The 12,224-nt window shown below is 38.5% G+C and carries 9 protein-coding genes; 4 read left to right on the top strand and 5 right to left on the bottom strand.

All coding sequences use genetic code 11. From position 1 onward, the window contains the following. Positions 1-118: 118 nt before the first annotated feature. Positions 119-1,258, bottom strand: a complete 1,140-nt coding sequence (locus KTV93_RS11220) for an acyl-CoA dehydrogenase family protein (RefSeq protein WP_218249058.1) — start codon at positions 1,256-1,258, stop codon at positions 119-121. A gap of 125 nt (positions 1,259-1,383) precedes the next feature. Between KTV93_RS11220 and KTV93_RS11225 the strand changes: the two genes are divergently transcribed. After that, on the top strand, positions 1,384-3,261 hold the full coding sequence (locus KTV93_RS11225) for an endonuclease (RefSeq protein ID WP_218249059.1): 1,878 nt from the start codon (positions 1,384-1,386) through the stop codon (positions 3,259-3,261). Between the two features lie 67 nt (positions 3,262-3,328). On the opposite strand, the gene KTV93_RS11230 is transcribed toward KTV93_RS11225, so the two are convergent. The 3 genes from KTV93_RS11230 to KTV93_RS11240 all read right to left on the bottom strand — a co-directional run bounded on the left by KTV93_RS11230 (position 3,329) and on the right by KTV93_RS11240 (position 6,580). Next, positions 3,329-4,723, bottom strand: coding sequence for a helix-hairpin-helix domain-containing protein (locus KTV93_RS11230; RefSeq protein WP_218249060.1), 1,395 nt, complete (start codon positions 4,721-4,723; stop codon positions 3,329-3,331). A 155-nt stretch (positions 4,724-4,878) separates the two neighbouring features. Beyond that, positions 4,879-5,223, bottom strand: a complete 345-nt coding sequence (locus KTV93_RS11235; protein ID WP_218249061.1) for a MerR family transcriptional regulator — start codon at positions 5,221-5,223, stop codon at positions 4,879-4,881. 49 nt (positions 5,224-5,272) lie between these two features. After that, a complete protein-coding gene (locus KTV93_RS11240; protein ID WP_218249062.1) occupies positions 5,273-6,580 on the bottom strand; it encodes a DEAD/DEAH box helicase in 1,308 nt (435 codons plus the stop codon). A 224-nt stretch (positions 6,581-6,804) separates the two neighbouring features. On the opposite strand from KTV93_RS11240, the gene rpsA reads away from it, so the two are divergent. Together rpsA and KTV93_RS11250 are read left to right on the top strand one after the other, a co-directional pair. Then, positions 6,805-8,598: a 30S ribosomal protein S1 gene (gene rpsA / locus KTV93_RS11245; protein ID WP_218249063.1), complete on the top strand. Its 1,794-nt coding sequence runs from the start codon at positions 6,805-6,807 to the stop codon at positions 8,596-8,598. A 113-nt stretch (positions 8,599-8,711) separates the two neighbouring features. Next, on the top strand, positions 8,712-11,306 hold the full coding sequence (locus tag KTV93_RS11250; RefSeq protein ID WP_218249064.1) for a T9SS-dependent M36 family metallopeptidase: 2,595 nt from the start codon (positions 8,712-8,714) through the stop codon (positions 11,304-11,306). 172 nt (positions 11,307-11,478) lie between these two features. Here the strand turns inward: KTV93_RS11250 and rplS are convergent, their stop codons facing one another. Further along, positions 11,479-11,832, bottom strand: coding sequence for a 50S ribosomal protein L19 (gene rplS, locus KTV93_RS11255; RefSeq protein WP_218249065.1), 354 nt, complete (start codon positions 11,830-11,832; stop codon positions 11,479-11,481). Positions 11,833-12,052: 220 nt separating this feature from the next. Between rplS and KTV93_RS11260 the strand changes: the two genes are divergently transcribed. After that, entirely contained in the window at positions 12,053-12,220 is a 168-nt protein-coding gene (locus KTV93_RS11260; RefSeq protein ID WP_218249066.1) for a Rossmann-fold NAD(P)-binding domain-containing protein, read from the top strand. The last annotated feature ends 4 nt before the right edge of the window (positions 12,221-12,224 follow it).

Consider the following 12,224-nt stretch of genomic DNA (forward strand, 5'->3'; position numbering starts at 1 on the left):
TAATTTGAACAAATATAAAAATTAAAATTTCAAAACTCTTACGGAATTTGGGGTCGCGCGAGTCTTCAAAGAAAAAAGCATCCAAAACGGATGCTTTTTAAAATTTTGTACCTGATAATTATTTAGAAATTTCTCTTCCGATTACCAATTTCTGAATTTCTGAAGTTCCTTCGCCAATTGTACATAGTTTTGCATCTCTGTAAAACTTCTCCGCCGGGAAATCTTTGGTGTAACCATAACCTCCAAAAATCTGCACACCGTTATTTGCGATTCTTACGCAGGCTTCAGATGAATAAAGTTTTGCCATCGCTCCTTCTTTAGTCATCGGTTTTTTAGCGTTTTTTAGCGTTGCAGCACGCTGTATAAGCAGTTCGGAAGCGTCAATTTCTGTCGCCATATCTGCGAGCATGAAATTAATTGCCTGAAACTGGTTAATCGCTTTCCCGAACTGGTGTCTTTCCAGTGAATATTTTAATGCGGCTTTGTAAGCTCCACGTGCAATTCCTAAACTCAGTGCTGCAATCGAGATTCTTCCGCCATCTAAAATTTTCATGGCCTGTTTAAAACCTGAACCAACTTCGCCCAATCTGTTTGCATCAGGAACTCTCACATTATCGAAAATTAATTCTGCGGTTTCAGAAGCACGCATTCCTAATTTATTTTCTTTTTTTCCTGAGGAAAAACCGGGCATTCCTTTTTCTAAAACAAATGCTGTTGAATTATTTTTCGCACCTTTCTCACCGGTTCTGGTCATTACTACAGCAATATCTCCGGAGATAGCGTGGGTGATAAAGTTTTTTGCACCGTTTAAAACCCATTCGTCACCGTCTTTAACCGCGGTGGTACTCATTCCGCCGGAATCGGATCCTGTATTGTGTTCAGTTAATCCCCATGCACCGATTACTTTACCAGATGCAAGCTGCGGAAGCCATTTGTGGCGCTGCTCTTCGTTTCCGAATTCATAAATATGATTTGTGCAAAGTGAGTTGTGAGCTGCAAGCGAAAGACCTATTGAAGGGTCTACCTGAGAGATTTCATCTAAAATAGTTACATATTCATGATACCCCATTCCGGAACCGCCATATTCTTCTGGAATCACAATTCCCATAAAGCCCATTTCGCCCATTCTGTGGAAAAGTTCTACCGGAAAAGTCTGGCTTTCGTCCCAGTCCATAATGTTCGGGCGGATATTTTTTTCTGCGAATTCCTTAGCAGTTTCTGCAATCATATTAAGGTTGTGCAAAGTCTCAGTATTCATATATAGTATTTGTTTTCAAAGATAATTAAAATGATTTAGTCTGAAAATATATTTTTTAAATTACCTTTAATTCCTCATTTCACGCAAGTTAAATCCGTAAATTAGCACTCTTTAATATAATATCTATGAAAAGACTTTTATTTCTGTCTGCCTTTATACCTGTTTTAAGTTTTGCTCAGATTCCTGCGGGCTATTATGACGGAGCTTCCGCACTCAGCGGTTACGCTCTTAAGACAAAACTGCACGAAATTATCTCGGCTAAAAACATCAATTGGCACTATGGGGATTTAACTGCATTTTATAATCAAACCGATTTAGACCGCTATTACGACCACACCGCAAGTAATACCACCATCCTTCTGGATATTTATTCGGAAATACCAGATGGTCCTGATTCCTATGAATATACGACAGCTAACATTATTGGCTCCGCAAACGCTGAAGGGCAGGGATGGAACAGAGAGCATATGATGCCCCAAAGTACATTCAACAGTAATTACCCGATGTATTCTGATATGTTTTATGTGATTCCTACGGATGCAAGAATTAATCAGCTACGGAGCAATTATCCTTATGGTAAAGCAGGCAGTACAAACCATTACACATTTACAAACGGATCCAAAATAAGCAATAACGGTACGCCGGGATCGGGATATACGGGAAGAGTATATGAGCCGATTGATGAATTCAAAGGAGATGTCGCAAGAAGCCTTCTTTACTTTTCGGTAAGATATGAAGGGAAGTTAAGCTCGTTTAATTATTTTAACGGTACTTCAGCGGCAAACGACAGAAGCCCACTTGATGGTACCGAGGAGAAAGCTTTTGAAAACTGGTATATTAACCTGCTTCTGCAATGGCATAACCAGGATCCGGTTTCACAGAAAGAAATCGACAGAAATAATGCTGTTTACTCGATACAGAAAAACCGCAATCCGTTTATTGATCACCCCGAATGGGTAAATGTAATTTGGACGCAGACACCAGATGGCAGCGCTCCTCAGGCACCAGTAAATTTAAATGTTCAGCAAACCAGTGCTTATTTTGTGAATTTATCATGGTCAGCACCGGCCGATAGTGATTTGCTTGGTTATAAGATATATCAGAACAGTGTTTTAGTTGCCACTACAAAAAACACAAGCATTACAATTGATCATCTGGAGCCATCAGCGCCGTATAATTTTACAGTAAAGGCTTATGATAACGGGTATCTGGAATCTCCGCACAGTAATCTGATTACTGTTACAACACTGGCAAATGATATCTATGCTAAAGATTTAATGATTACCAAATATCTGGAGGGAAACTTAAATAATAAGGCGATAGAAATTACCAATAAAACCGGTCATCCGGTTAATTTAAATAAATACAGGCTTAGCGTTCAGTTTTATAACAGTAGCGCAGGTAACTACTATTTTCCTGATCCTTATGAACTGGAAGGAATGGTGCAGGATAACGAAACCTTTGTGGTACTGAATCCTAACGCTAATTTCAGCTGTATTACTAATGAGGAGGCAAGATTTGTAACTGCTGCTCCCCAGCTAACTTACTCCGGAAGTCAATATCTCGAACTTAGATACGCTTCTACCACAGTAGATGCAATTGGTACCTCAAATCTTAATAATTATGAAACGCTAGGGGATGTTTCCCTATACAGGTCTGCAGCGGTAAATCAGCCTAATTCAACTTTTACGCTGTCTGAATGGCAAATTAAGCCGACTGATTATTGTGAAGATCTGGGAAGTTTAGCCACCAATTCTGTGAACGCCAATAGTTTAGCACCATATTCAGTTTACCCGAATCCTGTTGTTGGAAGCACGTTGTATATTAAAGGAAGTCAACTTCAGAACGTGAAGCAGATTTCGGTGATAGATTTATCTGGAAAACTTTTGAAAGTGAAAAATCAGCCATTCAAAAACACCAACGCTCTGGATGTTGGAGATTTGAAATCTGGTGTATACCTTTTGAAAATTGATGAGTTCACTTTGAAATTCATCAAACAATAATATTATCAATAAGTTATATTAAAACTCCTCATTATTTTTGAGGAGTTTTTTTGTAATTCTTTGCGAACTATCTTAGGTACAATCTCATTCTTGCTTCGTATTCCGGTTTTGTCTTCAGAAGTTTCCAAATCTTTTTGTCATCGCGAACAGTAATTCTGTGGTAAATAATTTTATCCGCAGAATATTTGAAATACGGATGAGTTTTCAGCCATTCTTCCGGCGCATCAGCCAAAGTGTACTTGGCTATTTTAGAAACATCTAGATGGGCAGTTTCAATGAGTTTTTGGGCTAGATTCTTATCAATATCATAAGTGTCAACAATCTGTTGTCTGTTAGCAAATCCACCGAGCTTTTTGCGGTAGCTCAGCATCATGGCGGCACTTTTTTCATCAAAACCAAATTCCAGAAGCTGGTTAAACGTAATCTGGTTAACATCGATTTTCGAAAAGTCTGTTTTTATATCCGGATCAGCAGTTTTGGCAGCTACAGAATTTGAATTCTTAAACGTCGATGTCGTTTTAAAATTTTCAGGATTTAATACGATGAAAGGTTTCATTTCTTCAAATTTTTCTTCTGAAATTACAAAGCATCTTGCAATGTCTTCAAGATTTTTAAAACTGCCTTTCAAGTTTCGGTCTCTGTAATTGATGATGACCTGCGCCTGTTTTTCGGAGAATCCAAGTTTTCTCCAGCCCTCAAGGTCCGTTAGATTAGGATCAAAACTTTCATAAGAAAAATTCGGCTTGTCAGCTTTTTTTGTGGCATAACTGTTTTTCACCTCAAAGTTTTCCGGTGTTTTCTGGGGAAGCAAAAGATAAGGTTCCATTTTCCGGTAATTTTCTTCGCTGATGATAAAGCAGTCTTTAAATTTTTCTTTACTGATGAAACTACCGCCAAGATAATTTCTGTATTTAATAATAGAATTAGCCTGATTCTCCGTGAAACCCATTTTCACAAAATCGTATGTACTAAAGTGATCGGGATTAAATTTCCCGGGAATTTTCAGCGTCTTTTTCTCAAAAGTTTTGTATTGGTAATTACCTCCATTTTGCGAAGGATAACTTTTAAACCCTCTATATGAGGTTGAAGAAGATTTTTCGGGAAGTAAAATATAGGGTTCAAGTTCCGCAAATTTTTCCTCAGAAATAGAGTAACATTTTTTCAGTTGTTCTTTTGACGTGAATTTGCCGCCCACAACATTTTTGTATTTCAGGATTGTAGCGACCTGTCTTTCTGAGAATCCTAAATTTTTCCATTCATTATCTGTTAACGCATTTGGATCGAACTCATTAAGGATCCTCTTCTCGGGTTCTGAATATTTTACAGTTTCCAAAGAATTCGGAACATCAGGATCTTGATCATCCGGATTGAAATAAAATAGCCCACCCATCATTATTGCACCGGAGGTGGCCAGGCCGAAAAAATAATTTTTTGCTGCCGAAATTTGTAGAGGTAAACGCATGGTAGATTCTTTTATGCAAACATAAAATGAATATTACCAAAGAGTTACAGCGAAAACACCCTTTTGGAACGATGAAAACACCCCTTTAATGATGGGAAAAACACCTATCTGTTATAATGAAATCACTATTTAATAGATGAGGAAATCACCCTTTTTTATTCTACAGGTTTGTCAACCAGCGAGTCTTTGAGTTTCTGAAGTTCTGCTTTAACAAACTCCAGTCGGTCGATCATGCTGATCGTCTCGGAAATTTTTGAATTGGTTGTGAGCGCTATCCTGGCGCCGTCCAGCGTGTAACCTTTTTCCTTAACCAAATGATAAATAATCTGGAGGTTTTTCAGGTCTTCAGGAGTAAAATAACGGTTTCCTTTTTTGTTCTTTTTAGGTTTGATGATGGGAAATTCCTGCTCCCAATATCTTATCAATGAAGCGTTTACATTGAAAGCTTTGGCTACTTCGCCAATTGAATAATAAAGTTTGTCAGGTAAGTTGAGTTTCATAAGAAAAGGAAATGTCTCGTGTAAAGTTAAAAATTTTCGCGATAGAATGTTAATATGCGACTTCCATTTTTACTTTTTTGCCCTTTAACTTTTCGTTTGCCAATTTTTTCAGTAAATCTTTTACTTTTTTACGGTCAACTGCAACGTAAGACGTCGTGTCTTTTACTTCAATCAAGCCGATATCGCCTTTTTCAAGTTCTCCTTTTTTGATGAGATAACCTACGATATCCACTTTGTTGACCTTGTCTTTTTTTCCGGCGCTGATGTAAACGGTCTGGAAAGGTGTCTTTCCCGGAACTCTGTTGCTTTCTGAAACGTTTTCTTCTGGCGTATTATTTTTGATAAAAGGGAAGTTTTCATCCTCAGTCATTATTAAATAGGCAAAACCTTTCGCATTCATTCTTGCGGTTCGGCCGTTTCTGTGGATAAAAGCATCTTCTTTTGGCGGTAACTGGTAATGAACAATGGATTCAACTTCCGGAACATCCAGTCCTCGGGAAGCTAAATCGGTAGTGATCAAAATTCTTGCGGAGTCATTTCTGAATTTCAGCAGCGAGCGTTCTCTTTCGTCCTGTTCCATTCCACCGTGGAAGGTTTCGCGGTCGATACCTTTTTCTCTTAGAAGTTCGGAAATCCGGTCCACAGCGTCACGGTGATTACAGAATATCAGTGTTCTTTTGTTTCCGATTTTACAGATTAGGTGAAATAAAGTATCTAGCTTTTCTTCAGAAGTTGTCATCACTTTTTTCAGCTGGATATCCGGTTTGGAATCGTGAATGTTGAGGAAATTAATTATTTTTTCATTCTGTAATCCGACAAAATATGGGATTTTATCCATCGCGGTGGCGGAAGTGAGGATTCGCTGCGAGCAGTTTTCTAATTGCTCAATAATGAAATTCATGTCTTCTTCAAAGCCCAGTTCAAGCGCTTTGTCGAATTCGTCTAAAACCAAAGTTTTAATGGTGGAGGAATCGAAATTATTATTCCTTAAATGGTAAGCAATTCTTCCCGGCGTGCCAATTAATAGGGCAGGTGCTTCTCTGAAATTATTGATTTCAATCTTTTTATCGTGTCCGCCGTAGCAAATGGAGATTTTAAAATCGGTTCCCATAGCTTTAAAAACCTGCTCAATCTGCAAAGCAAGCTCCCGGGCGGGAACTAAAATCATGGCCTGAATTCCGGACACATCGCTGCGTAGATTTCTAAGAACGGGAAAGAGGAAAGCCAATGTTTTCCCTGATCCAGTGGGAGACAGGAGGATAACATCGTTCTCGTTTTCAGTCGCGGTATAGGTAGATTTCTGCATTTGATTCATATCCTGAATCTGCAGTTTTTGATAGATTGATTCTAAATTCATTTTGCAAAGGTAAAAGAATTGCGCATTGTTAAAAAATGCAGACCTAATATTATCAATTTTAGTCGCTGTAAGTATTGTGATTATCAAATAATTTCTTAATTTTGCACCACTTTTTGTGGGAGCATTTGGCTGAGTTAAAATATTCAAAACTAACATCTTCCGTATTTTTCACGAACCACATTTAGCCAAGCAGTGAAAAAGAAGGAATACAAAATTTTTAGAAAATGTCAAAAGAGACAAATTCAGCAGAGGTTTTATTGAACCAAAACGTAGCACCAGAACAGTTTGATTGGGATTCTTTCGAATCAGGATTAGATGCTGATGCAAGAAAAGAGAAAAGCGATTTAGAGGAAATCTACAATGGCTCTCTTAACAACCTTCAGGATAACGACGTACTTGTAGGAAAAGTTGTAAGACTTACCGACAAAGAAGCGATTGTTGACATCAACTTCAAATCTGAAGGGGTTATTTCTCTAAACGAATTCCGTTACAACCAAGGTCTTGCTGTAGGTGATGAAGTGGAAGTAATGGTGGACAGAAGAGAAGACAAATCTGGACAGTTACAGCTTTCTCATAAAAAAGCAAGAACACTTAAGGCTTGGGACAGAGTAAACGAACTTCACGAAACTGGAGAAATCGTTAACGGTTTCGTTAAATCAAGAACTAAAGGTGGTATGATCGTAGACGTTCACGGTATTGAAGCATTCTTACCAGGTTCTCAAATCGATGTTAAGCCTATTAAAGATTACGATCAGTTCGTAGGTAAAACAATGGAATTCAAAGTTGTGAAAATCAACCCTGAATTCAAAAACGTTGTTGTATCTCACAAAGCGCTTATCGAAGCAGATCTTGAAGGTCAGAAGAGAGAAATCATCGGTCAGTTAGAAAAAGGACAGGTTCTTGAAGGAACTGTTAAAAATATTACTTCTTACGGGGTATTCGTAGACTTAGGTGGTGTTGATGGATTAATCCATATTACCGACCTTTCCTGGTCTAGAGTTAACCACCCATCGGAAATCCTTTCAGACGGCGAAACTGTAAAAGTGGTAATCCTTGATTTCGATGACGAGAAAACAAGAATCCAGTTAGGTATGAAGCAATTGGAAGCTCATCCTTGGGATGCTCTTTCTGCTGATATGAAAGTAGGAGACAGAGTAAAAGGAAAAGTAGTAGTTCTTGCTGATTATGGTGCATTCGTTGAGGTTGCTCCAGGTGTAGAAGGATTAATTCACGTTTCTGAAATGTCTTGGTCTACTCATTTAAGAAGTGCAGGAGATTTCGTAAAAGTAGGTGACGAGGTAGAAGCAGAAGTTTTAACACTTGACAGAGAAGACAGAAAAATCTCTTTAGGGATGAAACAGCTTAGCCAGGATCCTTGGTCAAATATCGAAACTAAATATCCTGTAGGTTCTAAGCACGTTGGAACAGTAAGAAACTTTACTAATTTCGGTGTGTTTGTAGAATTGGAAGAAGGTATCGACGGCTTGATCTACATCTCTGATCTTTCTTGGACTAAGAAAATCAAGCACCCATCAGAATTCTGTGCGGTTGGCGATAAATTAGACGTAATCGTTCTAGAATTGGATACTGCTGCAAGAAGACTTTCTTTAGGTCACAAACAACTTCTTGAAAATCCTTGGGATAAATTCGAAACTAAATATGCTGAAGGTACTGTACACGCAGGAAAAGCTACTGAAGTTTTCGATAAAGGAGCACAGGTTCAGTTCGAAGACGCTGAAGTTGAAGCTTTCTGCCCATCAAGATTATTAGAAAAAGAAGACGGTTCTAAAATCAAGAAAGGCGAAGATGCACAGTTCAAAGTAATCGAATTCAACAAAGAATTCAAGAGAGTAGTAGTATCTCACACAGGAATCTTCAGAGATGAGGAAAAGAAAAACGTGAGAGAATCTTCTTCATCTAACAAACCGATGGGTTCTTCAAGCAACGAAGAAAAATCAACTCTAGGTGATTTAGATGTATTAGCAGAATTGAAAAAGAAAATGGAAGGTGGTAACTAATCCTTTCTAAATCTTAATAAATAACGTCTCCGCAACCGGAGGCGTTTTTTTATGAAAAAAATGTAAAACATATTGATTTTTTTTATATTTTCGAAGCCAATTAATGAAAATATATGAAAAATAGAAATTTACCCTTTAAAATTGCCGCGGTATTTTTGATGTTTTCTTTCGGAAGTGCGGGTGCGCAGGACTTTAAGTCACTCATCCAGAATCACCTTTCTGCAAAGAGTACATTCGTGAAAGCCGATCTTAAAAATTTCGAGATCATCAATCAGGATTTTTCGAAATCTATGAAGTCTGATGTCGTAAAAATCCAACAGTCTTACCAAGGCATTCCCGTCTATAATGCAGTAGGCACGGCGTTGGTAAAAGACCAGAAAATCAGTTTTTTTAATGACAGTTTTGCAAAAAACTATGCCAATGCAAGCCAGCCCACTGAAGCCGGCAGCAGCAAATCTGTTTTTGCAAATGTCGCTCAGTCCCTGGGTTTAAAAAACAGTACAAGTTACCAGGTAATCGGTATTAAAGATGCTGATCTTGATACTCCATTCGTAAAAAGTCGTTTGATTTATTTTCAGACAGAAAATAATGATTTAAGATTGTGTCACGAATATATTTTCGAAGAAAAAGGGACCTCCAACTACTGGGATATTCTTGCAGATGCCCGAACGGGAGAAATTCTCAGCAAAGTTAACTTAACACTTTCCTGTACTTTCAATCATGATGCCTATAACCATGATTATGCAGCGCATACCCCTGAAGGATTTTCAAGCGATTTCGCTCAAAGCGCAAAAGCAGATGCCGCAATGGCGCCGTTAGATGCAAGCTACAGAGTATTCGCATTGCCTATTGAAAGCCCTAGCCACGGTGGCAGATCTCTGGTTTCAAATCCATGGTTAGCCGATGCTTCTCCGGAAGGATGGCATACAATTCCTGGCGGAACTTACGCAGGTACCTTCACTACTACAAGAGGGAATAACGTAATGGCGTATGATGATAAAAACAACACCAATTCTCCCGGGTCATATGCGGAAGGAGGAGCAGGTAGGGTTTTTGATTTTCCTTTCATTGTCAATAATACACCAGGAAACCTGAATGCTTCCACCACTAATTTATTTTATGTCAATAATAAGATTCACGATATTTTTTACCGTTTAGGATTTACAGAAACTGCTAGAAATTTCCAGGCATGGAACTATGGTAAAGGTGGAGCACAAAATGATTATGTTCAGGCAGAGTCACAGGATGGTGGCGGTACCGATAATGCAAATTTCGCAACACCTATCGATGGTTCCAGACCAAGAATGCAGATGTACCTTTGGAATCCTTCCGTTCTGGAGCGTGTTTTTTATAATTCCCCTCCCGAAGCAGTTGGGAGAGAAGTTCAAAATTATATTTCGACCACTTTCGGTCCTGCCCTTACTCCAACGGGAGTTACAGCTGATGTAAAATTGTCGCCGGTTCTTGATGCATGTACCGCACTTCCTGCAGGATCCTTAACCGGACTTATTGGATTGATTGAAAGAGGTTCTTGTGATTTCGTAGTTAAGGTGAAAAATGCACAGAACGCTGGAGCAGTAGCAGCAATTATTTACAGTTTGCCAACTTCTACTCCTACAGCGGGAATGGCAGGTGTCGATGCTACAATTACCATTCCTTCAGTATTGATTGAAAATTCAGAAGGAGTTTACATGAAAAATCTACTGGCCACAAAAACTGTAAATATAACCTTGAAATACGACCCAACAACACAAAAAATCAGAGACGGAAGTTTCGATAACGGAATCGTAATTCACGAATATGGCCACGGAATCTCTAACAGAAACACCGGAAACGGATATTCATGCCTGTCTTCATCAAGCTCGAAGGAGCAAATGGGAGAAGGTTGGTCCGATTTTTTCGCTTTGATGCTCACCAACAGACCTAACGATAATGCTTCCGTGCCAAGAGGTATTGGAACTTACGCCATCACCGAAGATGTAAATGGCCTGGGAATCAGACCTGCACAATATTCACCGGATTTTGGAATCAATAACTACGCATATGGCGATACCAACGGAATGGAATATACCAATACAAGCGGCCAGCTTGTACCGAATGTACACTCGATAGGTTTCATTTGGGCCTCAATGCTGTGGGATCTGCATTGGAAATACGTTGAGAAATATGGTTATTCAGCAGACGTTATGGCGAATACTGCGAATGGAAGTACAAAAGTTCTGCAGCTTGTAACCGACGGCTTGAAGCTTCAGGAATGTAGCCCAACTTTTGTGAGCGGCAGAGATGCTATTTTGGCTGCAGACTTAGCAACCACCGGTGGTGCCGATAAATGTATGATTTGGGATGTCTTCGCAAGAAGAGGTTTGGGTGTAAATGCATCTGCGGGAGCAAAAACAAATATCAACGATCAGGTAGAAAGCTTTGAGGTTCCTGCAGAATGCGTACTTGCGACCAGCGATGTAAATGGAGGTAAGGCATTAAGCATTTATCCAAATCCGGCGAAGAACGAATTCTTCCTGAAGTCTGCACACAACACTTTAGGTAAATTGAATGTTGAGATTTTCGATGCTACAGGAAAATTAGTTTCCAGCCAGAAGATTTCAGGTAGTGATGCTGTAAATACACAAGCTCTAGTAAACGGAGTTTACGTGGTGAAAGTGTCAGGTTTAGGAGTAAATTATTCATCTAAACTCATGATCAGAAAATAATTAATAATTTCTTTTTTATCAACCGTCTTGCTTTTTGGTAAGACGGTTTTTTATTAATAATAATGATGTTTAAATCTTAATAATTCGCGACATGCAAATCTTATAAGACAAATTAGCAAATAAAAAACCCACCAGATAAATCTGATGGGCTTTCTTATTATTGTTGTCTGAATTACTTTTTGTAAGCAGCGTCTTTAATTCTCGCTTTTTTACCTCTAAGGTTACGGAAATAGTAAATTCTCGCTCTTTTAACTTTACCTCTTCTGTCTACTTCAATTTTCTGAAGTGCTGGTAAATTAATTGGGAAAACTCTTTCTACACCCACATCACCACTCATTTTTCTAATGGTAAATGTTTTGGTAAGGCCTGTTCCTCTCAACTGAATTACAGTTCCTTTGAAGAACTGAGTTCTTGTTTTAGCGCCTTCTTTAATCTCGTAATACACGGTAATGGTGTCACCGGCTTTGAATTCTGGGAATTCGTTTTTTGTGATGTACTTGTCTTGTACGTACTTTACTAAATCCATTTTTATAATAAAAATTTTTTGTCAAGCTAAGCAACATTCACGTCCTTCGTCAGAGGTTGATTAACAGGTTGCAAAAATACTATATTTTTTCTATTCTGCAAATCTTTCATTATTAATATTTTAAAAATAGTGCACTATTGCTCATGTCATGATAAAATGTCAAATAAATCTGCCCGTGTGCTATGGCAAGTCAGATTAAAGATGAGGCAAAACCCACCAGATGAGCGAAGATGAGGTTGTAGAAAAAGTGATGTTAAAGAAACAAGCAGTAAAAAGTTTTGTCCCGGTGGATAAATTAGGAGAAATTGCCGTATTTTTATCAGCAGAAAACGCCACAACAGTCTCCGGATCGGTATTTACTTTAGATGGAGGGTGGAGTGCACAGTAATATT

The organism is Kaistella faecalis (assembly GCF_019195395.1).
GTDB lineage: Bacteria > Bacteroidota > Bacteroidia > Flavobacteriales > Weeksellaceae > Kaistella > Kaistella faecalis.